We start from the raw sequence: 26,690 nt of genomic DNA, 5'->3' as shown, positions 1-26,690 counted from the left end.
AATCGCTTTTTTTATGTTTACTTTGAAGAACTTGAAGAACTTGAAGAACTTGAAGAACTTGAAGAAATGCCGGCTGTGAGGTAACTGCTCAATGCATTTTTCAAATCAGTGTCTTTCACATTGACATCGTTTTTGCGCAAAATTTTACCAATAATGGCTTGAATTTCTGTTGTGTTACTTGAATCACTAATGAAATCACTGACGATTTTATTTGACAACTTACTACGAACTTTGCTCATTGCAGGTTTCGTAGTTGTTTTGTCTAATTGAATCACATAATAGCCACTAGAACTACCTGTCACAGGTTCTGTTGAATAGTCACCAACTTTTGATAATTTGAACGCAGCCGTTTGAACGGAAGAGTCAACTGTTGAGCTTGTTGAATCAAATGCTGGTAATTGACCATTTGATGAGGCGTATGTGGTATCTGTTGAGTATTTTTTATAGACGGTTGCCCATTTGTCACCCTTCTTTAAGGCTGCAATGGCTTCTTTAGCAGAAGATTCATCTTTAGCGGTAATCATCGAAATGGTTGTATTTTGATGATAACTAGCATAAGCTTTTTTCAACTGCTTTTGGGTGACCTTATAGTTAGCTTTGATAGCGGCGTTCATAATCAAATTATTTTTCACATTTGTTTTAAATTGATCTTGTGTCAAATTATTTGATGCTAAAACTGTCTTAAATGATGAGCCGTACTGTGCTTTTTGAGTATCATAAGCGGTTTGAACATCGCTTTTTGAAACTTTTTTGCCATAGTTTGCAGCAAGCACTTTGTTGATTACCATATTGGCAAATTCTTGCTGACCAGCTGATGACTTTTTAAAGTCATTGTAGAATTCTTTTTGTGTGATTTTGCCAACATTAGTTGTAACCAATGTTTTGGATGAATTAAACCCTAGGAAGATAAGCCCGCCGACGAAAATGACAACGAGCAATCCCCAAATAAACTTTCTCATGAGTGATTATTTTCCTTTTCTAAATACAATACTGAATATTTTACCATAAAATGAACTATCGCGCTTTATATTTAGACAACTCATGGTCTATGTTTTTTTGACTTTTGGCGATGCGATCAAGATGTGGCTGATTTTTGAAATTCATTTTGTCAATATCAGTTTGAATTTCCTCACCAATAGTTTGAACATGCTTTAATTGCTCAGTTAAAATTGCTTGCTGTTGCTGGAGTTGTTTCAATAAAGCTGAAATTTCTTTGAAATCAGCTATTAACGACTTTAATTGACTAAACAGCTTCATATTGACCTCCGTGATTTGTTTCCGTGTTTCTAGAATTGGGCAGCAATGCTATCAGCAATTTTTTGATAGCGCTCAGGTGAAAATGCTGAACTATTGTCAATCGTTGGCGCTAGTTTGCTATTGAGATTATCATCATCAAATCTTGGAATGATGTGCCAGTGAGAATGGCGGACGGTTTGACCAGCAGAAACACCGTTATTAGACTGAATATTGATGCCTGTAATGTCAGGGTTGCTTGCTTTTATTGCGGCAGCAACAACTGGTAATTTTAGCAATACTTTTTTTGCAATGTCATCTGTGTAATCAAAAATATCAGCCACATCAGCTTTTGGCACAAGTAATGTATGACCGGGTGTCACTTGAGAAATGTCAAGAAAGGCTAAAACGTCTTCATCTTCATAAACTTTGTAACTTGGGATTTCACCTGCAATAATTTTATCAAAAATATCCATTTATCTTGCTCCATTTCAATTTACTGACTTTATTATATCAAATATTGACTGGTGCCTGTTATAATAGAAGCTATGGGACTTAAAATTAACAATCTGTCTGGTGGTTATGCCGGTAATAACGTTTTAAAAAATGTCACCTTTGATGTGCCTAATGGCAGCATTGTGGCATTAATTGGTTTGAATGGCGCTGGTAAATCAACGACAATCAACCATATTATTGGTGAACTTCAACCACAAATGGGCACAATTGAGTTAAATGGGATTAATTTGGTTCAAAATCCGACCGGTTTTAAATCACAAATTGCTTATATTCCGGAACAGCCTATCTTGTATGATGAATTGACATTAGGTGAACATTTACATTTAATGCTGGCTGCTCATAATATTGATGATGAGGTTGCTTGGCAACGTGCGGAAACATTATTGAAACAATTCCGGTTAGATGATAAGCTACACTGGTTGCCAATTCATTTTTCAAAAGGGATGCGGCAGAAAGTCATGCTGATATCGGCCTTTATGCTAGATGCACCGCTAATTATTATTGATGAACCCTTTTTAGGATTAGACACGGTTGCACAAAAAGATGTCGTTAGATTGATTCATGAGCAAGCTAATAAGGGAAACAGCGTTTTGATGACGACTCATTTATTAGCTTCGGCCGCCGAATTTGTAGACCAATTTGTAGTATTGCATGATGGTAAGTCACGATTCATAGGGACACCACAAGCTTTGGCTGAGGAAAATCAGTTGCAGTTGGATCAGTTGGATGATTTTTTTGGCCTTGTCCAGCGGGAGCTAGCCGATGAAAGTTGATAGTTTGTTTCAGGAACGATTACGGCGTGCGCAGAAAATAAATTTTAGATATCTACGTTTGCTGTTTAATGATCATTTTATTCTTTTTTTGATGATAGCCTTGGGTGCTGGTATATTGGGTTATCGTAATCTGCTGACAGCACATCAATCTGTGACCTATTGGCATTCAATTTGGTGGCAAGCAATCAGTATTTTATGGTTGTTAGTGGGTTTGCAATTTGGTAGTCTTGTCACTTATTTTAAACCTGCCGATCGGCTCTATTTATTTGCGAACGATCGTGATATCATTAAATCCTATTTGGCTTCGGCTATGCGTTTGAGTATATGCTATGCGTCTGTTTGGCAAATAATATTTATCGCTGTGATTGCGCCTATATTGTGGCGAATGGATGTTGATAATTGGTCGCGACTATTTTTTTTGATTATCTTTGTGATTAGTTACAAGATGTTGTTATTGATGTATGAGCGGGATAAACTTTTTTTGAAATCTCGTCGGTTGACAATCGCTATTTTTGAGCCGGATGCCATTGCTGAAAAAATCTTGTTCAGGTTTTTAGTACCCGGAACCTTGTTAGCGTTTATCATTGGTTTGTCGACGGATCAATTGAATGTCATGGTAATTATTTGGTTGTTGCTGGCAGGAATTGTGGTGCGATATTTTGCGGTAACTGAAGTCAAATCAGAATTATTCGCAATTGATTGGTTGCGGGCTACGGCCCAAGCCCAGATACAACAGCAGCGGACATTGCACTTTTTTGCGTTATTTGCTGAAGTACCACATCAGCCAAAAACGATTAAACGACGCCGTTATTTGGATTTTTTGTTAAAGCGATTGATTAAAGGGCAGTCAAGCATGTTTCGGCTGTATTTGATACGATTAGCGAGAGATACTGAAATACTACCTTTAATTGTGCGATTATTATTGGTCGGCGTTGTGCTAATTATTGCACTAAAATCAGCGCCGTTGTGGTTGATTACGACTATTGCTGCTGCAATATTGTACTTAATGACATTTCAAATGTTACCACTGTATGATGATACGCACCAAAACCTGTGGACAAGGTTGATGCCCGTTTCAAAAACAGAAAGGTTAAAATCATTTGCTAGCGTGCAAATAATTGTTGCCATACCAGTTATTTTGATTCTGGTTATGATTGCGATATTCATTCGACCATTGAAAGAAATGGTAGTGATTTTAGCGACTATGTTGCTAGTGGAATTTATCATGTTCAAATTTTATATTCCAAAAAATAGCCACAAAATAAAAAAATAATGGAGAAAAAATATGCATTTACGTGCAAAACCGTGGGCCAGCGATTGGCTAACTAATCACTCAGACATTGTGATTGATCAAGACAAAGCGACAGATCAAATCGGTCAATGGCAAAAATTGTTTGACCAAAATCAACCAATTCATGTGGAAATTGGTTCTGGAAAAGGTCAATTTATCTTAGGGATGGCTTTAGCACACCCAGAGATTAATTATATTGGTATGGAGATACAAGAGACTGCGATTGCAATTGCTGCTCGAAAGAGCTTTGATCAAGTCGGTAAATTACCAAATTTACGTTATATTTACGGTAACGGTAATGGTGTCGAAACTTACTTTGAAAAGTCAGAAATCGATAAAATTTATTTGAATTTTTCTGATCCATGGCCAAAAAAGCGACACGAGGCACGACGTTTGACGTATCGCTCATTTTTACAATCGTATGAAGCTGTTTTACCAAATCAGGGTGAGGTTGAATTCAAAACAGATAATCGTCATTTATTTGAGTATTCATTAGTTAGTTTTATGACCTATGGCATGCGTTGGTCTGCAGAAGATTACACACTTGATTTGCACGCTGACCCTGATAAAGTAATAGGAAATGTTGAAACCGAGTATGAACAGAAGTTTATGGTAAAGGGACAACCAATTTATAAAGTCAAGGCTCACTTTCAGAGCACAAGATATTCCATTAACAACAAGCAACGTCTAATTTAGGCGTGTATGCTAGACTGTTATTCAATAATGAAAGTCTTTGTCAGCTAGTTATGAATTTAATTAAAGGGAATTTTTAAAATGTTAATGTTCATTCAAAAAAATCATAAAAGTGACAAATATTATACGTTAGCAACAGATGACGGTAACATATCATATGCAGTGCTTGGGCAATATCTTGGGCCACAACTACTGACTGAATTTGAACAAACGTTTGCTAATTATCTGGTCAATGAAACCGGTATAGTGATGTTTGATATCAAAGAAAACGATTTAGATGAAGTGATTACTAATTTAGCTAAATACGCGCTTTAATTTAAGAAATACTGAAATAGAAGTATTTCTTTTTAATGGACAAAAGAAAGTAGATTGAAGTATGAAAACACTTGTAACCGGTGGCAACGGTTTTGTTGCAGGGCATATTATCCAAAAGCTTTTGGCACAAGGGGATCATGTGATTGCCACTGTTAGATCTGATGAAAAAGGTCAGAGGCTTATGAAGGAGTTTGATTCAGATCACAGACTGTCTTATGTGTTATCAAGCTTGAATGACCCAGATGACGTAGTGCTGACAGATGCTTTGCGTACAATTGACGTGCTGTATCACGTTGCAAGTCCGCTTGGTGGCAGGAATGCCAATGATCCTAATTTGATTCATCAGGCGACAGGCATGGTGCAAGCGGTCTTTGACAGTGCTTATAAAGCAGGGGTGAAACGGATCGTGATGACGAGTTCACTAGCAGCGAGTACGCCTGAAGCGTCAACTAAGGGACTCATTGATGCCGAATTTTGGTCTGATGAAGAAAATCCTGAGTTAAACGCTTATAGGTTATCAAAGCTTTCAGCAGAAAAGCTTGCTTGGAATTTGGCTGACAAATATCATTTTCAGCTATCGACGATTTTACCGGGTGCAATTTTTGGACCTACTTTAACTGATGCAATTTCTAGCAATGGTTTAATTGCTCAAATTATTCACGGCACACCACTCCCAAAGATTTCATTGGAAATTTCAGATGTTAGAGATGTTGCAGAAATTCACATTCTGGCGGCATCATTTAGCCAGTTTGCTGTCGGGCAGCGCTTCATTGCTAAAAATGGTGATTTAACTTTCGTTGAAGTTGCAAAAACCTTGAAACCAGAATTTCCACGTGTGAAGCTTTCTGTTTTGCCTGATTTTGTTGTGCGCTTAGTTGCAAAATTTCAGCCTTCTATCAGAGCATTAGTCCCAATGCTTGGACGAAGTTATACGCATACGAACGCAAAAACTGTGCGAGTGCTTGGCTATCAGCCAACTGATCCACGTCAGACGATTCTTGACACTGCACGAAGTCTAAAAGAAAAGAATTTATTATGATAAATCTTACAGCATTCAAATACCTAAAGATATGGGTCTTCCAATCGACACGCAACAATACTATACCGTCCGCACTCTGTGATTGACTTACATTTTTAATCGTTCGGGTAAACCAAAAGCATAGTAGGAAACCTAACATATTTTAAGCATTATATGATACTGTGATATATACTAAAAAAGTAATGTTACCAAGCATTGCCAGCCTAACAGGTTTTTTAACGTCCATTATCTTCCCTGTTAGGTTTTTCTATGTCTTCTTTGCAAAATTAAAACCAAATATTGACCTGTTGTATACAAAGACTTGCTAAAATGAAAGAGCAATGTGTTAGTAGACATTGTAGCCAACCAGCAGTATTATTCTATCGTCCTGTATCATAATCTGCACTGCTGGTTAAAAATGTCAATTTCTCCCTGAAAGAAGGCATGATAGGTTCGTTGTAAGTGATTACAACGAACCATTTTTTGTGCGATTTGAAAATTGTTAATCCTCATCTTAATATAATGAAAGTAATTTTTCCGAGTTGAAATCGTTTACAATTTAGGACATGTACGGTAGAATGAACTTGTAACATCAAATAAACCTCAAGGAGATCATTTTATGTCAGTTGAAGAAAAGTTTGATAATGCTAAGGACAAGGTTGCTGGTAAAGCAAAAGAAGTTGAAGGCAAGGTTACCGGTGACAAAGCTCGCGAAGCAGAAGGAAAAGCACAAAACCTCTTTGGTAAAGCCAAAGATAAGTTTGTTGATGCAGCAGATGCTGTAAAAGACAAAACTGAAGAGGCCGTTGACGCAGTAAAAGACGGTATTGACAATCTTAAAAAGAAATGATTCAAAAACGACTTATGGTCGTTTTTTTTTTAACTTTTAAAAATAAAATTTAACATGAAAATACGCCTATTTTAAGGCATAGACAAACCCCTGATAACAAAGTTAGCAGGGGTGATGTGACACTATTATCTAAGACCAACATTTAACGAAAATTAAGACTAATTTTGTGAATTTATTCACTGATGCTGGCTATTTTGATTTAAATGTGATATCATAAAGATATGTCAAAAGAGAAAACAACTAAATCAGGAAATATTCCATTGCGTATTGATCCAGAGTTACATCAGGTTTTGGCTGAAAAAGCGAAACTAGAAGGTCGATCACTAAATAATTATTTGACGAAGATTTTAGAAGATGGTGTTAAACCTAAATCTTTTGAAGATCGGCAGTTCGTGGGACACGTGATTTCAGGGCATGACTTTGATTTGGACAATCGGTTGGTTAAAGTTTCAGGCATTTATTACCGTTATTTGATAGATAATGCTTCGGCGGCTAAATATGATGCAAATTACGTTATTTTAGAGGCTAATGGCAATATTTTGACCTTACGCGAATTAGTTGCTGAGCTTCACTAGTTGTTGCCAATGTTCATGTGAACAACGTTAAAATGGGGGTTGACGGTGCAGTGTGCTTTTTAACACAACGCACGACAGCCAAGAGAGTAGATAGGGAGAAACAAAATGTTATTTTTTAGAATCGTACCGCAAAACAATGCAGGATTAGTCGAAACATTGGGGAAATACAAGTCTCGTAAAGAAGCTGGTTTGCATTTTTACATTCCATTTTTGCAAACAATTCGCAATGTGAGCTTAGCAATGCGACCATTACGTTTGCCAGATTATTCGGTTATTACGGCTGATAATGCTGATATTAAGGCGAGTGTGACGTTGAACTACCACGTTACTAATGCGGTCAAATACATGTATGAAAACACTGATTCAGTTGAATCAATGGCACAATTGGTTCGAGGTCACCTGCGTGATATCATCGGTCGTATGGAATTAAACGAAGCGCTGGGGTCAACTACCAAAATCAATGTACAGCTGGCCGATGCAATCGGTGATTTAACTAATACTTACGGTATTAATGTTGATCGTATCAACATTGATGAACTACGGCCATCAGTTTCGATTCAAGAGGCTATGGATAAGCAACTGACTGCTGATCGTGAGCGTGTAGCTACAATTGCAAAAGCTGAAGGTGAGGCACGTTCAATAGAATTGACAACAAAAGCCAAGAACGATGCTTTGATGGCAACAGCGAAAGCTGAAGCTCATGCAACCAAAACGCGTGCTGAAGCCGAAAGATATCGAATTGATACAGTGCAAGCTGGTTTGGCTGGCGCCGATGACAAGTATTTCCAAAACCAATCAATCAATGCCTTTTCAACCTTGGCACAATCATCAGCTAACCTAGTCGTTGTTGATGGCAAAGAAATTGATTCTCTTGGTAAATTACCAGTTGCTGGCAAGTTATTAGGCAAAGGGCTAAAATGAAACACTTACTGATGCAACAAAAACTATTTTCACTTAAAGGTGAATTTTCAATCATGAATGAGCATGATCAGATTGAGTACACTGTGGCCGGTAGTTTTTGGCGAATCCCAAAGTATTTTGAAATTTATGACAAACAAAATCAAATCATTGCGCGGTTAACACATCGTGTTTGGCAGCTATTACCCAAATTTTCTCTTGAAATCAATGGTTTTCCTGAAAGCATAGAAATTGCGAAGCGCTTTAGTATTTTGAAGCCCAAATATGATATTGATGGATTGGGTATTACTGTGACGGGTAATTTTTGGGACATGAATTTTGCTATTGAAAAAGATGGATTTGAAATTGGACGAGTTGATCAACGGTGGTTGGCCATGTCGAGCACATATGACATCAGTATTGAAGATGAACAGTATGAAACACTTGTGATTGCTTTGGTTGTTGCAATTGATTATGTGAAAGCACAAGAGCGGAGAAGTTCCGCCAGCAGCTAGTAAAACTAACTAATTAAAATCGTGGTAACACGGTTTTAATTTTGGAATCTATTTCGTTAAATTTCTAAATAGATGATATAATAGGTTAAAACAATATTAGGAGCTGATATGGCATTACAGGAAACGATGAAAGCTTTATCTAATCCAGTTCGGCGAGAAATCTTAATGATGCTTAAAACTGGTGCCAAGCCAGCAGGTGATATAGCACAATATTTTGAATTGAGTCAGGCAACAATTTCAGCACATTTATCTTTGCTGAAACATGCGGACTTGATTCGGGAACAAAAGTACAAAAATTATATTTATTATGAATTGAATTTATCGGTATTTGAAGAAGCCACACTTTGGCTGAAGGGATTGACAAATGAAAAATAGCAGGGTATTGCTGCCTAATTTAATTAGTTTATTGCCCATTGCCTATGGTGGCTTGCTATGGCAATATTTACCGCAACAATTACCAATCCATTTTGGCATCGATGGACAGCCAGATCAGTATGCGCCAAAACTAATTGCTGTTATTGGATTACCGGTGCTAATAATTGCTGTGAATTACGTTATTATTAGATCAATGAAGAATAAAGGTATTGATAATCAAAAGGTATTCACTGTCCTTATCTGGAGTTTGCCGTTACTTTTAAACGTCGTTCAAATTGTGACTTTTATGCACGCGCTAAATTATCACATCAATATAGGTTCTGTCATTTTACCAGTAATTGGTCTTTTGTTTATTGTTTTGGGTAATTACTTGCCTAAAACGACGCCAAATTACATGGTTGGAATTCGTTTGCCAGAAACGTTACATAATAGTGAAAATTGGCAGAAAACGAACCGATTAGGCGGGTTTACAATGGTGTTTGCTGGTTTTATACTTCTTATCACGGGGATAATTGGTAATATGATTGCTGTAATTGGGTTGATTGTGGCAATGGTGATAACTATCTTAGTGCCAGCTGTTTATGCTATTTGGTTGGCTCATCGTCAATAAGATTGATAGTTGGAGAGAAGATGTTCATTCATGATATAATGTAGGGCATGAATGATTATAATCAAAAAAAAATATTAGTGGTGGTCTCAGGTAGCGTGGCTGCCTATAAATCAGCTGTTTTAGTTCGCGAGTTGATTAAGTTTGGTGCACATGTGCGTGTAGCAATGACCAACTCTGCACAAGAGTTTATCACCGCTAAAACGCTAGCTGTTTTGTCACAAAATGACGTTTTAACAAATTTGTTTGCTCAACAAGATGCAACAGTATTGCACATTGAATGGGCACAATGGGCGGATCAGATTTTTGTTGTACCCGCGACGGCAAATTTGATTGGCAAAATTGCTAATGGCATTGCTGATGATGCTGCTACCGCGACGATTATGGCGTCTCATGCCGATAAAATCATTGCACCAGCTATGAACGATGTGATGTTAAATAATCCCGCTGTTCAGCGCAATATACAAGTGCTTGAACAAGATGGTTGGCTGGTTATTTCACCAGAAATCGGTTTTCTAGCAGAAGGCTATGAAGCGAAGGGACGATTGCCAGAGCCCATTGAAATACTCTCACAAACAGCGGTTCGATTACGAGCTCGCGAGGCAAAACTGCTAAATAAAAAGGTCATTATTACGGCCGGTGGCACCAAAGAATCAATTGACCCTGTGCGCTATATTACTAATCGATCCAGTGGTAAAATGGGTTTTGCTTTGGCCCAAGCGGCGGTTGAATCTGGGGCAAAAGTCACTTTAATTTCAACTCAAAAAGCCCCACAAATATATGGCGTGGACGTAGTTTATGTCAACTCAGCTGCAGAAATGTATCAACAAGTGCAATCCTCGTTTGTAACCGCCGATATTTTCATTAGTGTAGCCGCGGTTTCTGATTATCGACCTGCTAATGAAGCGAGCCAAAAAATCAAAAAAGAGGGATCAGAGGGGCTGAATTTATCGTTAGTTCAAAATGTTGATATTTTGTCAGAAATTGGTCATTCAAAATCAAGTAATCAATTCGTAGTAGGTTTTGCTGCGGAAACGAATAATTTGATGGCCTATGCGCAAAAAAAATTAAAGACCAAACAAGCAGATATGCTCATTGCAAATGATGTGAGTCGTAGTGATGTTGGATTTAATTCAGATGACAACGCCGTTACAATATTGGTCCCAGACCAAAAACCTGAAACGACAATGCTATTACCAAAAATTGAAATTGCCCGTTTAATCATGAATCGGATCGGACAAACATTCGCATAATAACGCTGGGTGTGCTAAAATAAACTGTTAAATAACGTTTTATGGAGGTCAATATGGTAGAAGAAGTTGCAGAAAATACTTCTGGTTTTAATATTGGGGATGTCTTACTGGCACCAGCTTATGGGAATTTGGAAAAACCATTTACCGGTCAAGTTGAAAAGATTTATGATAACGCATTATTAGTTGAAATCACTGAAAATGATCCTGTTGATCAACCAACTGTTAACGAGATGAACCACCGCGCTGTTGTGCGCATGGATGAAGTCGAAGTAATTAAACACGCACCAGCACCAGAAAAGAAAGCTGAAGAAGAGGCTTAAAGCGCTGCCGTGACGAATGTCTTGTGTTTTTGCTAGCTTATCAAACATTAGTCAATTGTGATTGAATTTCCATTTCTTGTATATGACTAGAAATGGTTTTTTAATTTTTTCGGCGAAATAATGCTGTGAATACGGTATAATATAAGTACTATACAATGCGAATGTGCGGCCTATCTTGTTGAAAAATTATTAATTCAAGAACAAATATGTGTCATTATGTGCCTATAAGCATGATTGTAGGCAACAAATTATTAATAAATAAGGATAATATGATGTCAAATAATCAACCTGTCATTGCGGCTTTAGCTGCAGTTTTAACTGATCTTTCAACCGATCAAATTATAGAAAAACTTGAAGCACCAAAGTCATCGGAACTTGGCGACGTCGCTTTCCCAACGTTTACTTTAGCTAAGACATTACACAAGGCACCACAGCAGATTGCCAGTGATATTGTTGCCAAGATTGATCAAAATGGATTTGAAAAAGTTGTTGCCACTGGACCATATGTCAATTTCTTTTTGGATAAATATGCAACCTCAAATCAGACAATCAAGACCATTATTGATTTGAAGGGCGCCTATGGTGACAATGCAAATGGTAATGGTGCTAATGTTACTATTGATATGTCGAGCCCCAATATTGCAAAACCTATGTCAATGGGACATCTAAGGTCTACTGTAATCGGTAATGCGTTGGCTAATATCACTAAAAAAAATGGTTTTAATCCAGTAAAAATTAATCATCTCGGAGACTGGGGAACACAGTTTGGTAAATTAATTTATGCTTACAAAACATGGGGATCAGAAGCTGAAGTTAAAGCAGATCCTATCGCTACGCTCTTGCGTTATTATGTTGAATTTCATGAAAAGGCAAAAGAAGATGATAGTTTAAATGATCAAGGACGTGCTTGGTTTAAAAAATTAGAAGATGGTGATGAAGAGGCACATCAATTATGGCAATGGTTCAGAGCTGAATCATTGAAAGAATTTACACAAATTTACGACCGTTTGGATATCGAATTTGACTCATTTAACGGGGAAGCCTTTTATAACGACAAGATGGATAAAGTGGTGGATATCTTGACCGAAAAAGATATCTTGGTCAAATCTCAAGGTGCCCAAATTGTTGATTTATCAGCCATTAATCCTAATTTGACCCCTGCTATGATTAAGCGGTCCGACGGGGCAACGCTGTATATGACTCGAGATTTAGCTGCAGCCATTTATCGTAAAGAGACTTATGACTTTGCCAAGTCACTTTATGTTGTCGGTGGCGAGCAACGTGAGCACTTCGTCCAAATGAAAGCTGTTTTGTCGTTAATGGGATTCGATTGGGCCGATGACGTGGAACACATCGCCTTTGGATTAATTACCTTTAATGGTAAAAAAATGTCAACTCGTAAGGGAGATGTTGTTTTACTGAAAGATGTTTTGGATGATGCGCATGAACTCGCTTTGAAGCAAATTGAGGAAAAAAATCCTGAATTGCAAAATAAACCACTTGTTGCGGAACAGGTTGGTGCTGGCGCGGTTGTTTTCCATGATTTAATGAATGACCGTACAAACAATTTTGATTTTAACTTAGAAGAAGTTGTTCGGTTTGAAGGTGATACTGGCCCATATGTTCAATACACGAATGCGCGTGCAAAATCTATTTTGCGTAAAGCAAATACTGAGATTGACCCAACCACTTTAAATCTTAATGATGATAGCACTTGGGATATCGTGACGACGTTAAATCATTTTCCACAAACAGTTGAACGGGCGTGGCAGCAACGTGAAGCAAGCATCATTGCTAAATATGCCTTAACATTATCCAGAGCGTTTAACAAATACTATGCTAACTCTAAAATTTTAACAGCAGATGATCAACTCAATGCGCGTTTAGCGTTGGTTCAAGCTGTTTCAATTGTTTTGACAGAAAGTTTACGTTTGCTTGGTGTTAAAGCACCTGAAGAAATGTAAGTAGTTGATTGACACGAGTCTTTAAGGGAGAAATCTATGATTTCAAAACAAAAACGTCAAGAGATGATTCTTGATATTATTCAGCATCAAACGATTGCAAATCAAGAAGATTTACTGGCGCAATTAAATGGCCGTGGTGTTGAAACAACACAAACCACTATTTCAAGGGACATTCGTGCTTTAAATATTGTTCGTCAAAAAGATTCCGTAGGTCAATTGCGTTACCAGCAATTGCAGGAGCCAACAGCCGAGAAACCTGAAAAGGGTTCTACAACAGCGGTCGATGAAGCAATCAAAGAATACGCGTATTTTGCCAAGAGTGTTGAATTTATGACAATTATTAAGACAACAGATGGTAGTGGTAATGCCGTTGCTGGCATTATTGACGATGCAAATCTGCCTGAAGTAGTGGCAACATTAGCGGGATTTAATACAATCTATGTGACGAGTACGACTGCCCAGTCCGCTGAACAATTGGCCAATCATTGGGCAGCGTTGATAGGGTGATGCATGACTTGGTTAAAATCTACAATTAAAAAAATTTGGGATAAACTTGGCCCAATCTGGCATCGTTGGCAATTCGGACGGCTTTTGATTGTGCTATTCATGACCCTCTTTCTTGCAACAAGTGTATATTTGGTTGTTCTGGCCAAAACGGCAAACGTTGAAAATTTAGAGGCGACATTATCAGCAACCACTGAGATATATGATGATGAGGGTAAAAAAGCCGGTGAATTGTACTCACAAAAGGGAACTTATGTCAAGTACGATCAAATTTCGCAAAACATGCGTGATGCAGTGTTATCAATTGAGGATCGTAATTTTTATCACGAACATGGTTTTTCGGTTAAAGGTATTGCTCGTGCAGCACTGATGTACGTTCGTAACAAAGTGACTGGCTCTAATGCAATTTCTGGTGGTGGTTCAACTTTAACCCAACAGTTGGTTAAAAATGCTTATTTGACTCAGGAACAGACATTTACCCGTAAAGCCAAAGAAATATTTTTGTCAATGCAAGTTGAACAAGATTATTCTAAGAACAAAATTTTCACCATGTATTTAAACAATGCGTGGTTCGGTAACGGGGTATGGGGTGTCGAGGATGCCGCTCAGAAATATTTCGGTGTCCATGCTAGTCAATTGACGACAGCGCAGGCAGCCACATTAGCTGGCATGTTAACAAGTCCAGCTCAATTCAATCCAATTGATCATCCAAAAGCGTCAGATGCACGGCGAAACGTTGTATTGGCCACAATGGTAGAAAATAAAAAGTTAACAAAGGCTCAGGCAAGTGCCGCCCAGTCCACAACGACGGTTTTGCATGATACCTATAACGCTTCAGGTGAGTATAAATATCCATGGTTCTTTGATTCAGTTATTAGTGAGGCTATCAAGACATACGGCTTAACAGAGAGCGATGTGATGAATCGTGGTTACAAAATTTATACCACGCTCAATCAAGAAGACCAAACTAATTTACAAAATGATTTTGACAATGATGCTATGTTTAATTATGTGGACAATGCACAAGCTGCATCGATTGTCCTAAATGCAAAAAGTGGTGGTGTTCGAGCCATTGTTGGTGGCCGTGAAGAGACACATACTTTCCGTGGCTATAATCGTGCTAATCAAGCCCTCTTATCACCTGGTTCTACAATTAAACCTATTGTTGTTTATGCACCAGCTTTGCAACGTGGCTATTCGATTGATTCTGAATTGCCAAACAAAGTCATGTCATTTGGTGTAAATGGTAATTTTACCCCAAATAATGCTGGTAACGTCGAAACAGCTGATGTGCCAATGTATTCGGCACTTGAGCATTCTTATAATATTCCCGCAGTTTATTTATTAAATAAGATGGGCGTTTCGGTCGGATATAACAGTGCTATCAAATTTGGTTTGCCATTGACTTCAAGTGATAAAACATTGTCACTAGCATTAGGTGGTTTGTCAAGTGGTGTTTCACCGCAGCAAATGGCTCAGGCTTATACCGCGTTTGCTAACGATGGCGTCATGAGCCAGGCACATTATATTACAAAGATTGTTGATGCCACAGGTAAAGTCATTGTCAATACACCTAAGGCAAAGCAAACACGAGTAATTAGTAGCACGGTTGCTGATAATATGACTAGAATGATGTTGGGCACCTATACGAACGGTACAGGTGTTGGGTCGGCACCGAGTGGCTATACGATTGCCGGTAAAACAGGAACTACTGAAAATTCACTTGATCAAAATAATGCCAATTCGTCAAAAGATTCTTGGGCGATGGCTTATACCAAAGACATTGTTGAAGCAACTTGGATGGGACTAGAAGGAAAGAATGCCCAATCAAATTCTTTGCCACTTGGATTAACATCAACAATGGGACCATTAGTCAAAACATCTCTTGAACAGATATTACCTAATACGAGTCAGTCAACATTCACAGTAACTAATCCAAATGCCACTACAAGCAGTAGTAATAGTTCTTCATCTAGCGATATTTGGGGTACTATTCAGAAAGATTTCAATACTGGCGTGAAAAAGGCAGTTGATGGTGCTGGCAAACTATGGGATACTGTAACAGGACTCTTCGGACAGTAAATACAAATTTAAAAGGATAGAAAAAATGACTGTAAATATTTATGATAATGCCAATGAGATGGCTAAAGTACTAACTGAAACGCAACAATACATTGCTTGGCAAAATGCTTTCAGTGATGTACAAGAAGATGCAACATCTAAAGAATTGTTTGGTGAATTTCAACAGATTCAACATGCGGTTCAGCAAATGATGCAAACGCAGCAACAACCTGACCCGGCAAAAGAAAAAGAATGGGATGCTGTTGCAGCTAAGGTCCAAAATGATGACAAAATCAAGGCGCTAATGGCCGCTGAACAAGCACTTAACACACTTTTAACGGAAATTAATGATATTGTTACCAAGCCAGTTGCTGAGGCGTATGCTAAGCTAAATTAAGCAAAATATTATCACCGGCAGTGACCTGCTGGTGTATTTTGTATAGGGGACAACAAAATGATGAAGTTTATTAAAGAGTGGGTTTTTCCAATAGGGTTTGCTGTTTTATTTGTGGTGTTGATTCGAACGTTTTTGTTTACTGGTGTTAGCGTGAGTGGACCTTCGATGCAACCCAATTTGCAGGATAAAGAATTTGTTTTTTTGAATAAAATTGCATCCTATAAGCGTGGTGATGTGGTTGTGTTTGATGCCCGTCAAGAAGACCCAAGAATTGCAGATGGTGAGAAAGATTATGTTAAGCGTATTATTGGCGTACCTGGGGACACCGTAGCATATCGAAATGGCAATCTATATGTCAATGGCAAACAGGTAAACCAAGACTTCATCAGTGCAAGTGAACGCAAGGAAGGAACAGAAATGTCCTTTGGTACTACTTGGTCGCTTAAAACCTTATCGAGTGGGAATAATTGGCAAGCCAAAGACCGTAATCATACAGCCGTGCCTAAGGGAGAATACTTTGTGATGGGGGATCACCGCTCTGTATCTAATGATGGTCGTTACTTTGGTTTTGTGGACAAAAAGCATATTACTGGAAAAGTGGTTGTACCATTCTGGAATAGCAATAAAGTAGCCAAATCAAATGTTAATCAAGGCAATACAAATTTCTTTGTAAAGTAGTTTGCACTACGAGTAGAAAGATGATACTATAATAACAACAAATGAAACCTTTAACCAGGTCCAGAGAGGCCTGCAAGGATGATAGATACGATTGGTGAAGTGTAGACTTTTACCCAAATTTTCTAGAACCAAGCAGGTGACTAACTTGCTTGGTTTTTTGTATAAAGAGGGAAAATATGCGTAATTTTTTGAATATAAATACACTAAGTGAAAAAAATGTGTTTCAATTAGTTAAACGAGCGATTGCGTTGAAGTCTGGGGACACACCCAAACACTTGCCAATAACGGCTGTGAATTTATTTTTTGAAAATTCAACACGAACGTATAGTAGCTTTCAAATGGCTGAGAATCGTCTTAATTGGCAAAAAATCATTATTAATCCTCAGACAAGCTCAATGACTAAAGGTGAAAGTTTAATTGATACATTGAAAACTTTAAAGGCAATTGGTGTTGATGTTGCAGTCATCAGGCATTCTCAGAATGCTTGGTATAAAAATCTATTGACCGTCACTGGTCATGATTTGCCACAATTAGTTAATGCTGGTGACGGTAGCGGGCAGCACCCTTCCCAAAGCTTATTGGATTTAGTCACAGTTTATGAGGAATTTAGTCGATTTAAAGGGTTGAAAATTCGAATTGTTGGCGATTTAGCCCACTCACGTGTTGCACGTTCAAATGCTGAAATTTTGAATAATTTAGGGGCAACATTAACTTTCAGTGGACCAGATAGTTGGCGCCCCGATGATTTTACGACATTTGGCACTTATACAGATATTGATGATAATTGGTCGAATCAAGATGTGGTGATGTTCTTACGTGTACAGCACGAAAGAATTACGCAGACAGAAAATCAATCATTTTCCAGTAGACAATATCACGAGCAGTTTGGGTTGACACAAGATAGATATGAACGATTAAAAAGCACGGCAATTATCATGCATCCAGCACCAGTTAATCGTGATGTAGAAATTGCTGATGAACTAGTAGAAGCACCACAATCTAGAATTTTTGAACAGATGACAAATGGTGTGTTTGCCAGAATGGCTATTTTAGAATATGTAACGGAGAATGATTAATGACAGTTATCAAAAATGCTAAAGTTTTGCTAAATGATGAACTAGTACAACGCGATGTCCAGTTTAAAGATGGCAAAATCGTTGCCATCTCAAAAGTTATCGATGAGACCAACGATCAGTATTTTGACGCGAAACAAGCGTTTTTATCCGCAGGATTAATTGATGTTCATGTCCATTTTCGGGAACCAGGGTTTGAGTATAAGGAAACCATTGCAACTGGTTCTAAGGCTGCTGCGCGTGGTGGCTTTACGACAGTCATTGCGATGCCTAATCTTAATCCAGTGCCAGATAATCCGAAACTATTGGCGGATCAAATTCAACGAAATACCGACAACGGTTTGATTCATATTGCGCAGTATGGCGCTATTTCTGCTAATTTGACGGCAACTAAAATTTCTGATATTAAAGGGATGGCTGAGGCGGGTGCAACCGCGTTTACTAATGATGGCAAAGGTGTTCAGACAGCTGACACCATGTTGCAAGCGATGCAAGCAGCATTATCAGTCAATAAACCGTTAGCAGCTCATCTTGAAGATGATAGTTTATTACACGGTGGCGTTATGAATGCTGGTGCAACGGCACAAAAATTAGAACTGCCAGGCATTACAGGATTGGCTGAAAGCACACAATTAGCGCGTGATTTGGTTCTGGCAAAAGCAACGGGTGTACATTATCATGTTGCCCATATCTCGACGAAAGAATCAGTGGCCTTGGTTCGTATGGCAAAATCAGCAGGAGTTAACGTGACAGCTGAAGTGTCGCCACACCATCTGTTGTTAGCAGATGACGATATTAAAAGTGACAATGCTTTGTTTAAAATGAATCCGCCACTGCGTTCTCAAGCAGATAGAGAGGCCCTAATCTCTGGATTACTGGATGGTACCATTGATATGGTTGCTACTGATCATGCGCCACACGGGAGCGAGGAAAAATCAAAATCATTCCGTGAATCACCTTTTGGAATTACTGGGATTGAAACAAGTTTTCAATTGCTCTACACACATCTTGTTAAAAGTGGTGTGATGACTTTAGCCACACTAATGAAACGCATGGTAGCTTCACCAGCAGAAGCTTTTCAACTGAAAGCACCAACTAATATTGCAGTTGGCGAAGCAGCGGACTTGGCCCTATTTGATTTAGAGCATGAAAGTGACATTACCGTTGATGACTTTGAATCGTTAGGTAAAAACTCGCCTTTTGTTGGTTGGCGAGTATTTGGTAAAACATTGGCAACTTGGGTTGATGGTGAAATAGTTTACGAGGATCAAACAAAATGAAAAAAAGATATTTGGTTTTAGAGAATGGTTCAATTTATGAAGGTGAAGCTTTTGGTGCGGATGTTGACGTGATGGCTGAGTTAGTGTTCAACACAGGTATGTCCGGTTATCAGGAATCAATTACTGACTTATCATACCGCGGCGAAATGATTGTTTTCACTTATCCTTTGATTGGTAACTATGGTGTTAATCGTGATGATTTCGAAAGCCTGCGTCCAGCCGCCTCAGCAATTGTTGTGCATGAAATTGCTCGGCGACCAAGTAATTGGCGTCAAATGATGAGTTTACCGGAATGGGCAGAAAAAAGTGGTATGCCAGGCATTAGCGGTGTTGACACCCGAGCTTTAACCAAAGAGTTACGTGATTTTGGTGTCATGAAGGCTGCGCTAGTAGATGAAGTCAATGAAGAAACATTAAGTGCTCTGAAAAATTTTCAATCGTCAAAAACCATGGTCGCTGATGCCACTACCAAAACGCAATACCAAAATCCAACTGATGGTGTATCAATTGCACTAATTGATTTTGGTTTAAAAAATTCAATTTTACGTTCTTTGGCTAAGCGTGGTGCCAATGTGATGGTTTTTCCAGCTGATGTAGCTGCTGAAACAGTTTTGGCAGCTAATCCGGATGGTATTTTGTTGTCAAATGGCCCCGGGGACCCGCAAGATGCTGCCTATGCTATTCCAACGATTCAAGCACTTGAAGAAAAGGTACCGCTGATGGGGATTTGCTTAGGGCATCAGCTATTTGCCCTTGCAAACGGTGCAGAGACCTATAAATTAAAATTTGGTCATCGTGGCTTTAACCACGCTGTCCGTCATCTATCAAAAGAACGTTTGGATTTCACTTCTCAAAATCACGGTTATGCGGTTGATCGTGATAGCCTAGCTAACACTGATTTAGTGGTGACTCATGAAGAAATCAACGACCACACGGTTGAGGGGTTGCGTTTGAAAAATCATCACGCTTTCTCGGTTCAGTTTCATCCCGATGCTGCACCAGGTCCACACGATGCAGAATACTTGTTTGACGATTTTCTAACAATGATTGCAGATGCAAAAAAGGAGACAACTCAAAATGCCTAAACGTAACGACATCAAAAAAGTGTTGGTAATTGGTTCAGGTCCCATTGTGATTGGGCAAGCAGCTGAATTTGACTATTCGGGTACACAAGCCGCTTTGAGTTTAAAAGAAGAGGGTTATGACGTTATTCTGGTTAATTCTAATCCAGCAACAATCATGACTGACTCAGAAATCGCCGATAAAGTTTATATTGAACCGCTGTCACTTGATTTTATCGAACGTATTTTGCGTAAAGAACGACCAGACGCAATTTTACCAACATTAGGCGGTCAAACTGGCCTAAATATGGCTAAAGATTTGTCTGAAGCGGGCATTTTAGATGACTTAAATATTGAACTATTGGGCACCAAACTTTCGGCTATTGAAGAAGCTGAAGATCGTGAAGAATTTAAGGATTTAATGGAACGTCTACATGAACCAATTCCGGAATCAACAATTGCCACGACGGTTGAAGAAGCTATGGCATTTGCTGACGAACATGGCTACCCTGTCATTGTACGTCCTGCGTACACTTTAGGTGGTACTGGTGGCGGAATTGCAGAAAATCATTCAGAGTTACTAGCGATTGCGGCCAATGGTTTGGAGTTATCCCCAGTTACACAGGTTTTGATTGAGCGCTCAATTGCTGGGTACAAGGAAATTGAATTTGAAGTGATGCGTGATGCAAATGACAATGCGTTGGTAGTGGCTTCAATGGAAAATTTTGATCCAGTCGGTATTCATACGGGCGATTCAATTGTGACGGCGCCAGTTCAAACTTTATCAGACCGTGAAGTTCAAATGATGCGTGACGCAGCTTTGAAAATTATTCGTGCTCTAAAAATTGAGGGTGGCGTTAATATTCAGATGGCGTTAGATCCGAAATCTTACAAATATTACATCATTGAAGTTAACCCACGTGTTTCAAGATCATCAGCTTTGGCTTCCAAAGCAACCGGTTATCCTATTGCTAAGATGGCTGCCAAAATTGCAGTTGGTTTGACACTAGATGAAATTATCAATCCGGTTACTGGTACAACGAAAGCAGAATTTGAACCAGCATTAGATTATGTCGTTGTGAAAATTCCGCGTTGGCCTTTTGATAAATTTAGTTCAGCTGATCGTCGACTTGGCACTCAAATGAAGGCGACAGGAGAAGTTATGGCTATTGGTCGTAACATGGAAGAAGCTTTGTTAAAGGCTGTTCGTTCTTTGGAAATTGGTGCTGTTGGATTTGATGATGTGACCTTTGATAATTTGTCAGATGAAGCGTTGATGCAAGCGCTTATGCCAGCGCGAGATGATCGTTTATTTATGATTGCTGAACTATTACGTCGTGGTATTTCACTCGAAGCTATCCATGATAAAACCTTGATTGATGAATTTTTCTTAGATAAAGTATTGCATATTATTGAAATTGAGCAAGAATTAGCAGAGCATGTCAATGATGTTGATTACTTGCATTATGCTAAAAAGAATGGTTTTGCTGATGCCACGATTGCAAAAATTTGGCACCAGGCAATGTCAGAAATACGACAACTTCGCCATTCAAATCACTTGTTACCTGTGTATAAAATGGTTGACACCGTAGCGGCTGAATTCGAATCGAAAACACCATATTACTATGCTACCTATGAAAAAGAGAATGAATCGGTTGTTTCTGATAAAAAAAGTGTGATTGTTTTAGGGTCAGGTCCCATTAGAATTGGTCAAGGTGTGGAATTTGATTACGCAACTGTACATGCGGTGAAAGCAATTCAGCGCGCAGGATATGAAGCGATTATTATGAATTCTAATCCTGAAACGGTTTCTACGGATTTTTCTGTGTCTGATAAATTGTATTTTGAACCTTTAACATTAGAAGATGTTTTGAATGTGATAGATTTAGAACAGCCTATTGGTGTCGTCGTGCAATTTGGTGGGCAAACTGCTATTAATTTGGCGCAACCGCTCACTGATAATGGTGTTCAGATTTTGGGAACAACGGTTGAAGATTTAAATCGTGCTGAAGATCGTGAAGCATTTGATCAAGTGATTAAACAACTCGCATTACCACAACCAGTGGGGAAAACAGCTACAACTGTTGCTGATGCTTTGAGTGCAGCTCAAGAAATTGGTTATCCAGTCCTCATCCGACCATCTTATGTTTTGGGTGGACGAGCAATGGAAATTGTGTCATCTGACGAAGAACTAAAAGATTATATGCAGCGTGCGGTCAAAGTTTCTAATGATCACCCAGTATTGATTGACTCATACCTCGTTGGTCAGGAAGCCGAAGTGGATGTCCTATCAGATGGTGAAACTGCTGTAATTCCTGGTATTATGGAGCATATTGAACGTGCCGGTGTACATTCTGGTGATTCAATGTCAGTATATCCGCCACAATATTTGTCACAAAAAGTGCAACATGAAATGGTTAACGCGGCCATTAACTTAGCTAAATCATTGAACACAGTTGGCTTAATGAATGTGCAATTTGTTATCCATGAAAATACAGCCTACGTGATTGAAGTTAACCCTCGTGCCTCGCGTACAGTGCCATTTATTTCAAAAGTGACCCATCTGCCATTGGCACAATTAGCTACTCGTGTGATGCTAGGTGAAAAATTGGCTGATATGGGATTTGAGACAGGTCTTGTGCCAGCCGATGACATGGTTCATGTCAAAGCACCCATCTTTTCATTTACTAAATTGCCAGATGTTGATTCATTGCTTGGACCTGAAATGAAGTCAACTGGGGAAGTCATGGGTTCAGATACAACTTTACCAAAAGCGTTGTATAAAGCCTTTGTTGCTTCAAATATTAAGGTACCGCAGTATGGTAACGTGCTTTTCACAGTCGCAGATGCTGACAAGGAAGAAGCGCTGACCCTAGCTCAACGATTTAACGATCTCGGATTTGCAATCTTTGCTACCGCCGGTACAGGTAGTTACCTCGCAGCTAATGCGTTACCAGTCGAAATCTTAGATAAAATTTCAGAATCTGATAACAATTCAGTTGTTGCATTGCGTGAACAAAAGTTGCAAATTGTCATCAATACCACCCAAGCTGATGAACGTGCAGAGAGTGATGGGCTATTAATTCGAAATGCAGCCATCGAAAATGCCGTGCCATTGTTTACGGCACTGGACACAGTTAAAGCGTTTTTGGAAGTCCTAGAGTCACGTAGCTTTACAGTTAAAGAAATGCAATAATAATAAAGAACTAATAAAAACAGCCTGAGAGCTGTTATTAGGAGAAAAAATGAACAATCGTTTAGCAGTCAATTTGCCTGGTTTAAGTCTTAAAAATCCTATTATGCCATCATCTGGTTCAGTGTATTATGGACTTGATGATGTCTACGAAGTCGAGCGTTTGGGCGCTTTAGTTACTAAAACAACCACTCTGGATGAACGAGCAGGCAATCCTCAACCTTGGATTATCAACACGCCCGCTGGTATTTTGAACTCAGTTGGTTTGGCAAATCCCGGTGTTAACAAAGTGATTAAAGAATTTTTACCAAAAATAGCGGAAAAATATAGCAATTTACCGGTGATGTTTTCAATTGCCGGTGAAACAGTGCAAGATTATGTTAGGTTAACAAAATATTTTGATGACATTGACACTGTATCTGCAATTGAAGCGAACTTATCTTGTCCAAACGTTGATCGTGGTGGTATAGAATTTGGTGTGAGTGCTGAATCTGCTGCTGAAGTGATTGCTGCCATGCGACAAGTTACTAAGAAACCAATTTATGCCAAAATGTCGCCTAATGTCACTGATATTAAGCCGATTGTGAAGGCAGTTGAACTAGCGGGTGCAGATGGTTTGGTCTTGATCAATACATTAGTCGGGATGAGTCTTGATTTGGATAAACGTGAGCCGAGTTTAGCGAGAGGAATTGGTGGCTTATCAGGTACAGCTATTCATCCGATTGCTGTACGATTTGTTTATGAAGCAGCGCAAACTGTTGATATTCCAATTATTGGGGTAGGTGGTGTTACGCAAGTTGAAGATGCTTTGGAACTTTTTATGGCAGGCGCATCAGCCGTTCAAGTGGGGTCTGCAATCGCAACCAATCCAACTGTTATGACAGATATCATTGCAGCATTACCAAAGGCACTTGATAAATATGGATTTACGGACGTGACAGAAGTAACGCGAACGTTCAAGAAAAGTTGACTACTAAGGGGAAAAAACATGATAAATCGACCAGTTTTTATTGCATTGGACTTTCCAGATGGTAAAACGGCACTGAATTTTTTAGAACCTTTTAAAAAATTAGACCAAAAGCCGGCGATCAAGGTTGGTATGGAATTATTTTATGCAGAAGGGCCGGATTTTGTCAGAGATTTACGCCAAAAAGGATTTGATATCTTTTTAGATTTAAAACTTTATGACATTCCCAACACTGTTGGCCATGCAGTTGCAAATATTGCAAAATTAGATGTTCAGTATTTAACGTTACATGCGGCTGGCGGGGCTAAAATGATGACTGCTGCAGTTGCTAATAAAGGTCACAACTTAAAAATACTAGCAGTGACGCAATTAACATCTTTTTCTGAAGCTGATGTTCAAGAAATTTCCCAATCGACAGTAACGTTGGCGGAAAGTGTGTTGCACTTAGCAAAAATGGCTGACAACGCAGGTGTGGATGGTACGATCAGTTCTCCTTTAGAAGCTGGTATGATACAAGCTAACACGCAATCAGATTTCTTAACTATCACCCCAGGAATTCGCTTAGCAGGTGATGATGCAAATGACCAAATGCGTGTCACAACCCCTGTCAAGGCAAAACAATTAGGTGCAACGGGACTTGTTGTTGGTCGTTCGATTACTAAAGCTAGTGATCCAGTTGCTGCATACCAACAAGTATTGAAAGAATGGAGTCTTTAAATGACAGATTATGCAAATGAAGTTGCCAATGATTTACTTGAAATTGGTGCGGTTAAATTTTCACCGGAGGCGCCGTTCACATGGGCGTCGGGTATTAAAAGTCCGATTTACACTGATAATCGCATGACAATTGGTTTTCCAAAGGTTCGAGAAAACACTTATTGTGGCTTAACAGAATTAATCAAAGCGTCATATCCTGATGTTGAAATTATTGGCGGTGTGGCCACTGCAGGCATTCCACACGCAGCTTGGGTGGCAGATCAATTAAAAAAACCAATGATTTATGTACGATCAAAACCAAAAGATCATGGTGCAGGTCGCCAAACAGAGGGGGCAAACGTTACAAATCACAAAGTAGTGCTGATTGATGATTTGATTTCAACGGGCGGCTCAGTATTGGCTGCAGCAAAAGCAGTTGAAAAAGAAGGTGGCAATGTTTTGGGCATTGTGTCCATTTTTTCATACGAACTGCTAGCTGGTGTAAAAAATTTTGAAAGTGCTAATCTAACCTTTAAATCGTTGACAACTTATTCACAATTAATGGCATTGGCTGTTAGTCGAGGAGATCTAGCTGCGGACCAGATTGAGACGCTAAACGAGTGGAAAAAGCAACCAGAAAAATGGCAAGCAAACTAAAAAAAAATCGACATTATGTCGATTTTTTTTTAGTATATTGCGTCTCGATAAAGACCAATAACCTTACCAAGAATGGCAACTTGTTTTAGAATAATTGGTGCCATTGCATCGTTTTCAGGTTGCAATCGATAGTGATCTGCTTCGCGGAAAAAGCGTTTTACAGTTGCTTCGTCGTTGTCATTCATTGCAACAACAACGTCGCCATTATCAGCATTTTCTTGACGACGGACAATGACTTTGTCACCATCTAGAATACCAATATTGATCATTGATTCGCCATGAACATTGAGCATAAACAAATCACCATCAAATTGCATTAGGTTGTCAGGAATCGGGAAAAATTCTGTTGCCTCTTCTTCAACGGCCAAAATTGGTGTTCCTGCTGTTACAACACCGAGAACAGGAATTTTACCAGGTGTAATTGAAACACCCAGCATTTCTAGACCAGCATCTGTGATTTCAATGGCACGTGCTCTTGGTTTTGAAGCATCTTTTAAGAGATATCCTTTTTTAACCAAACGCTCGATATGACCATGAATCGTAGAAGAGGAAGACAGACCAACCGCTTCGCCGATTTCTCTAACGGTGGGGGGAAAACCGTTAGTTGATTGGGCCTCATGTATAAATCTTAAGACTTGTATTTGTTTGCTTTCTTGAATAATTGCCATGATGGGGTTCCTACTTAATAATTAGTAACTCAATTATACCCAAAAAACACGAACAAATCAAACACGTGTTCGTTGATTTTAGAAAATGTCAAATAAGTCGCCGTGAAAATTTATAATTTCTTTAGAAACTATATGATTTTTAGTGGATTTCTGTGTAAAAAAAAGCTAAAAAGCAAACTTATTTGAAGTGAACCCAATAACTTGGACAAAATAAAAAAATGTCCAGAAAGTTATTGGGTTTTTCTATGTCTAAATATTCA

The 26,690-nt window shown here is 38.8% G+C and carries 29 protein-coding genes; 25 read left to right on the top strand and 4 right to left on the bottom strand.

Translation table 11 applies throughout. The annotated features are described in order from the left end of the window. Positions 1–17: 17 nt before the first annotated feature. Genes IEU71_RS00845 through IEU71_RS00835 form a run of 3 tightly spaced genes read right to left on the bottom strand, consistent with a single transcriptional unit; the run spans position 18 to position 1,709 of the window. On the bottom strand, positions 18–959 hold the full coding sequence (locus IEU71_RS00845; protein ID WP_004915179.1) for a peptidylprolyl isomerase: 942 nt from the start codon (positions 957–959) through the stop codon (positions 18–20). A 55-nt stretch (positions 960–1,014) separates the two neighbouring features. Beyond that, positions 1,015–1,257, bottom strand: coding sequence for a hypothetical protein (locus IEU71_RS00840; RefSeq protein ID WP_004915181.1), 243 nt, complete (start codon positions 1,255–1,257; stop codon positions 1,015–1,017). 29 nt (positions 1,258–1,286) lie between these two features. Continuing rightward, positions 1,287–1,709 carry an HIT family protein gene (locus tag IEU71_RS00835; RefSeq protein WP_004915185.1) on the bottom strand — a complete coding sequence of 141 codons (423 nt, stop codon included), beginning with the start codon at positions 1,707–1,709 and terminating at the stop codon, positions 1,287–1,289. Positions 1,710–1,781: 72 nt separating this feature from the next. Between IEU71_RS00835 and IEU71_RS00830 the strand changes: the two genes are divergently transcribed. The 25 genes from IEU71_RS00830 (at position 1,782) to pyrE (ending at position 25,762) form a co-directional block, all read left to right on the top strand. Next, positions 1,782–2,522, top strand: a complete 741-nt coding sequence (locus IEU71_RS00830) for an ABC transporter ATP-binding protein (protein ID WP_004915188.1) — start codon at positions 1,782–1,784, stop codon at positions 2,520–2,522. Further along, entirely contained in the window at positions 2,512–3,795 is a 1,284-nt protein-coding gene (locus tag IEU71_RS00825) for an ABC transporter permease (protein ID WP_004915190.1), read from the top strand. Before IEU71_RS00830 ends, IEU71_RS00825 begins: the two co-directional genes overlap by 11 nt. 12 nt (positions 3,796–3,807) lie before the next feature. After that, the gene (gene trmB, locus IEU71_RS00820) at positions 3,808–4,509 is read left to right on the top strand and encodes a tRNA (guanosine(46)-N7)-methyltransferase TrmB (RefSeq protein ID WP_004915193.1); all 702 of its coding nucleotides are present in this window, start codon (positions 3,808–3,810) and stop codon (positions 4,507–4,509) included. 78 nt (positions 4,510–4,587) lie between these two features. Beyond that, positions 4,588–4,821, top strand: coding sequence for a hypothetical protein (locus IEU71_RS00815; protein WP_004915196.1), 234 nt, complete (start codon positions 4,588–4,590; stop codon positions 4,819–4,821). Positions 4,822–4,882: 61 nt separating this feature from the next. Beyond that, positions 4,883–5,860, top strand: coding sequence for an NAD-dependent epimerase/dehydratase family protein (locus tag IEU71_RS00810; RefSeq protein ID WP_004915198.1), 978 nt, complete (start codon positions 4,883–4,885; stop codon positions 5,858–5,860). 598 nt (positions 5,861–6,458) lie between these two features. Next, positions 6,459–6,689, top strand: coding sequence for a CsbD family protein (locus IEU71_RS00805; RefSeq protein ID WP_004915200.1), 231 nt, complete (start codon positions 6,459–6,461; stop codon positions 6,687–6,689). Positions 6,690–6,910: 221 nt separating this feature from the next. Then, complete coding sequence (locus IEU71_RS00800; RefSeq protein WP_004915204.1) at positions 6,911–7,264, top strand: toxin-antitoxin system HicB family antitoxin; 354 nt, start codon at positions 6,911–6,913, stop codon at positions 7,262–7,264. A 105-nt stretch (positions 7,265–7,369) separates the two neighbouring features. Next, a complete protein-coding gene (locus tag IEU71_RS00795; RefSeq protein WP_004915207.1) occupies positions 7,370–8,185 on the top strand; it encodes an SPFH domain-containing protein in 816 nt (271 codons plus the stop codon). Further along, positions 8,182–8,676 (top strand): LURP-one-related/scramblase family protein, encoded by a 495-nt coding sequence (locus tag IEU71_RS00790; RefSeq protein WP_004915210.1) that lies wholly within the window; start codon positions 8,182–8,184, stop codon positions 8,674–8,676. Before IEU71_RS00795 ends, IEU71_RS00790 begins: the two co-directional genes overlap by 4 nt. A gap of 108 nt (positions 8,677–8,784) precedes the next feature. Then, positions 8,785–9,051, top strand: a complete 267-nt coding sequence (locus tag IEU71_RS00785; RefSeq protein WP_004915211.1) for an autorepressor SdpR family transcription factor — start codon at positions 8,785–8,787, stop codon at positions 9,049–9,051. After that, positions 9,041–9,661, top strand: coding sequence for an SdpI family protein (locus IEU71_RS00780; RefSeq protein ID WP_036067173.1), 621 nt, complete (start codon positions 9,041–9,043; stop codon positions 9,659–9,661). Before IEU71_RS00785 ends, IEU71_RS00780 begins: the two co-directional genes overlap by 11 nt. Before the next feature lie 47 nt (positions 9,662–9,708). Beyond that, the gene (gene coaBC, locus IEU71_RS00775) at positions 9,709–10,911 is read left to right on the top strand and encodes a bifunctional phosphopantothenoylcysteine decarboxylase/phosphopantothenate--cysteine ligase CoaBC (RefSeq protein WP_004915216.1); all 1,203 of its coding nucleotides are present in this window, start codon (positions 9,709–9,711) and stop codon (positions 10,909–10,911) included. A 53-nt stretch (positions 10,912–10,964) separates the two neighbouring features. Next, on the top strand, positions 10,965–11,231 hold the full coding sequence (locus IEU71_RS00770) for a hypothetical protein (protein WP_004915218.1): 267 nt from the start codon (positions 10,965–10,967) through the stop codon (positions 11,229–11,231). Positions 11,232–11,503: 272 nt separating this feature from the next. Continuing rightward, positions 11,504–13,195, top strand: a complete 1,692-nt coding sequence (argS, locus tag IEU71_RS00765; RefSeq protein ID WP_004915222.1) for an arginine--tRNA ligase — start codon at positions 11,504–11,506, stop codon at positions 13,193–13,195. Positions 13,196–13,231: 36 nt separating this feature from the next. Then, the gene (locus IEU71_RS00760; RefSeq protein WP_004915224.1) at positions 13,232–13,702 is read left to right on the top strand and encodes an arginine repressor; all 471 of its coding nucleotides are present in this window, start codon (positions 13,232–13,234) and stop codon (positions 13,700–13,702) included. Between the two features lie 3 nt (positions 13,703–13,705). Continuing rightward, positions 13,706–15,781, top strand: a complete 2,076-nt coding sequence (locus IEU71_RS00755; RefSeq protein WP_004915227.1) for a PBP1A family penicillin-binding protein — start codon at positions 13,706–13,708, stop codon at positions 15,779–15,781. A gap of 25 nt (positions 15,782–15,806) precedes the next feature. Further along, entirely contained in the window at positions 15,807–16,157 is a 351-nt protein-coding gene (locus tag IEU71_RS00750) for a YlbF family regulator (RefSeq protein WP_004915229.1), read from the top strand. Between the two features lie 57 nt (positions 16,158–16,214). Continuing rightward, the gene (gene lepB, locus IEU71_RS00745; RefSeq protein WP_004915232.1) at positions 16,215–16,835 is read left to right on the top strand and encodes a signal peptidase I; all 621 of its coding nucleotides are present in this window, start codon (positions 16,215–16,217) and stop codon (positions 16,833–16,835) included. A gap of 176 nt (positions 16,836–17,011) precedes the next feature. Then, positions 17,012–17,911, top strand: a complete 900-nt coding sequence (locus IEU71_RS00740) for an aspartate carbamoyltransferase catalytic subunit (protein ID WP_004915234.1) — start codon at positions 17,012–17,014, stop codon at positions 17,909–17,911. Continuing rightward, the gene (gene pyrC, locus IEU71_RS00735; RefSeq protein ID WP_004915236.1) at positions 17,911–19,188 is read left to right on the top strand and encodes a dihydroorotase; all 1,278 of its coding nucleotides are present in this window, start codon (positions 17,911–17,913) and stop codon (positions 19,186–19,188) included. The genes IEU71_RS00740 and pyrC overlap by 1 nt, the downstream gene beginning before the upstream one ends. Then, on the top strand, positions 19,185–20,273 hold the full coding sequence (locus IEU71_RS00730) for a carbamoyl phosphate synthase small subunit (RefSeq protein ID WP_004915241.1): 1,089 nt from the start codon (positions 19,185–19,187) through the stop codon (positions 20,271–20,273). The genes pyrC and IEU71_RS00730 overlap by 4 nt, the downstream gene beginning before the upstream one ends. Beyond that, entirely contained in the window at positions 20,266–23,445 is a 3,180-nt protein-coding gene (gene carB / locus IEU71_RS00725; protein WP_004915244.1) for a carbamoyl-phosphate synthase large subunit, read from the top strand. The genes IEU71_RS00730 and carB overlap by 8 nt, the downstream gene beginning before the upstream one ends. Before the next feature lie 49 nt (positions 23,446–23,494). After that, positions 23,495–24,412 (top strand): dihydroorotate dehydrogenase, encoded by a 918-nt coding sequence (locus IEU71_RS00720; protein ID WP_188349622.1) that lies wholly within the window; start codon positions 23,495–23,497, stop codon positions 24,410–24,412. A gap of 18 nt (positions 24,413–24,430) precedes the next feature. Then, positions 24,431–25,126: an orotidine-5'-phosphate decarboxylase gene (pyrF, locus tag IEU71_RS00715; protein WP_004915255.1), complete on the top strand. Its 696-nt coding sequence runs from the start codon at positions 24,431–24,433 to the stop codon at positions 25,124–25,126. Continuing rightward, positions 25,127–25,762, top strand: a complete 636-nt coding sequence (pyrE, locus tag IEU71_RS00710) for an orotate phosphoribosyltransferase (protein ID WP_004915259.1) — start codon at positions 25,127–25,129, stop codon at positions 25,760–25,762. A 29-nt stretch (positions 25,763–25,791) separates the two neighbouring features. Here the strand turns inward: pyrE and lexA are convergent, their stop codons facing one another. After that, the gene (gene lexA / locus IEU71_RS00705; protein ID WP_036067660.1) at positions 25,792–26,430 is read right to left on the bottom strand and encodes a transcriptional repressor LexA; all 639 of its coding nucleotides are present in this window, start codon (positions 26,428–26,430) and stop codon (positions 25,792–25,794) included. Positions 26,431–26,690 lie beyond the last annotated feature (260 nt).

The sequence above is a fragment of the Leuconostoc falkenbergense genome, assembly GCF_014634805.1.
Lineage (GTDB): Bacteria > Bacillota > Bacilli > Lactobacillales > Lactobacillaceae > Leuconostoc > Leuconostoc falkenbergense.
The sequence above is the reverse complement of the archived record's forward strand: the minus strand, read 5'-3'. Positions and strand labels throughout refer to the sequence as shown.

Bases quoted from the DNA above. Each gene is read 5' to 3' on its own strand.
- IEU71_RS00785 (WP_004915211.1), top strand. From the start codon at position 8,785: ATGGCATTACAGGAAACGATGAAAGCTTTATCTAATCCAGTTCGGCGA.
- IEU71_RS00770 (WP_004915218.1), top strand. From the start codon at position 10,965: ATGGTAGAAGAAGTTGCAGAAAATACTTCTGGTTTTAATATTGGGGAT.
- IEU71_RS00795 (WP_004915207.1), top strand. From the start codon at position 7,370: ATGTTATTTTTTAGAATCGTACCGCAAAACAATGCAGGATTAGTCGAA.
- IEU71_RS00730 (WP_004915241.1), top strand. From the start codon at position 19,185: ATGAAAAAAAGATATTTGGTTTTAGAGAATGGTTCAATTTATGAAGGT.
- IEU71_RS00840 (WP_004915181.1), bottom strand. From the start codon at position 1,257: ATGAAGCTGTTTAGTCAATTAAAGTCGTTAATAGCTGATTTCAAAGAA.
- IEU71_RS00815 (WP_004915196.1), top strand. From the start codon at position 4,588: ATGTTAATGTTCATTCAAAAAAATCATAAAAGTGACAAATATTATACG.
- argS (WP_004915222.1), top strand. From the start codon at position 11,504: ATGTCAAATAATCAACCTGTCATTGCGGCTTTAGCTGCAGTTTTAACT.
- pyrE (WP_004915259.1), top strand. From the start codon at position 25,127: ATGACAGATTATGCAAATGAAGTTGCCAATGATTTACTTGAAATTGGT.
- trmB (WP_004915193.1), top strand. From the start codon at position 3,808: ATGCATTTACGTGCAAAACCGTGGGCCAGCGATTGGCTAACTAATCAC.
- IEU71_RS00755 (WP_004915227.1), top strand. From the start codon at position 13,706: ATGACTTGGTTAAAATCTACAATTAAAAAAATTTGGGATAAACTTGGC.
- IEU71_RS00800 (WP_004915204.1), top strand. From the start codon at position 6,911: ATGTCAAAAGAGAAAACAACTAAATCAGGAAATATTCCATTGCGTATT.
- IEU71_RS00805 (WP_004915200.1), top strand. From the start codon at position 6,459: ATGTCAGTTGAAGAAAAGTTTGATAATGCTAAGGACAAGGTTGCTGGT.
- IEU71_RS00835 (WP_004915185.1), bottom strand. From the start codon at position 1,709: ATGGATATTTTTGATAAAATTATTGCAGGTGAAATCCCAAGTTACAAA.
- IEU71_RS00825 (WP_004915190.1), top strand. From the start codon at position 2,512: ATGAAAGTTGATAGTTTGTTTCAGGAACGATTACGGCGTGCGCAGAAA.
- IEU71_RS00720 (WP_188349622.1), top strand. From the start codon at position 23,495: ATGAACAATCGTTTAGCAGTCAATTTGCCTGGTTTAAGTCTTAAAAAT.
- IEU71_RS00780 (WP_036067173.1), top strand. From the start codon at position 9,041: ATGAAAAATAGCAGGGTATTGCTGCCTAATTTAATTAGTTTATTGCCC.
- IEU71_RS00740 (WP_004915234.1), top strand. From the start codon at position 17,012: ATGCGTAATTTTTTGAATATAAATACACTAAGTGAAAAAAATGTGTTT.
- IEU71_RS00830 (WP_004915188.1), top strand. From the start codon at position 1,782: ATGGGACTTAAAATTAACAATCTGTCTGGTGGTTATGCCGGTAATAAC.
- IEU71_RS00750 (WP_004915229.1), top strand. From the start codon at position 15,807: ATGACTGTAAATATTTATGATAATGCCAATGAGATGGCTAAAGTACTA.
- IEU71_RS00810 (WP_004915198.1), top strand. From the start codon at position 4,883: ATGAAAACACTTGTAACCGGTGGCAACGGTTTTGTTGCAGGGCATATT.
- carB (WP_004915244.1), top strand. From the start codon at position 20,266: ATGCCTAAACGTAACGACATCAAAAAAGTGTTGGTAATTGGTTCAGGT.
- IEU71_RS00790 (WP_004915210.1), top strand. From the start codon at position 8,182: ATGAAACACTTACTGATGCAACAAAAACTATTTTCACTTAAAGGTGAA.
- IEU71_RS00760 (WP_004915224.1), top strand. From the start codon at position 13,232: ATGATTTCAAAACAAAAACGTCAAGAGATGATTCTTGATATTATTCAG.
- IEU71_RS00845 (WP_004915179.1), bottom strand. From the start codon at position 959: ATGAGAAAGTTTATTTGGGGATTGCTCGTTGTCATTTTCGTCGGCGGG.
- lexA (WP_036067660.1), bottom strand. From the start codon at position 26,430: ATGGCAATTATTCAAGAAAGCAAACAAATACAAGTCTTAAGATTTATA.
- coaBC (WP_004915216.1), top strand. From the start codon at position 9,709: ATGAATGATTATAATCAAAAAAAAATATTAGTGGTGGTCTCAGGTAGC.
- lepB (WP_004915232.1), top strand. From the start codon at position 16,215: ATGATGAAGTTTATTAAAGAGTGGGTTTTTCCAATAGGGTTTGCTGTT.
- pyrC (WP_004915236.1), top strand. From the start codon at position 17,911: ATGACAGTTATCAAAAATGCTAAAGTTTTGCTAAATGATGAACTAGTA.
- pyrF (WP_004915255.1), top strand. From the start codon at position 24,431: ATGATAAATCGACCAGTTTTTATTGCATTGGACTTTCCAGATGGTAAA.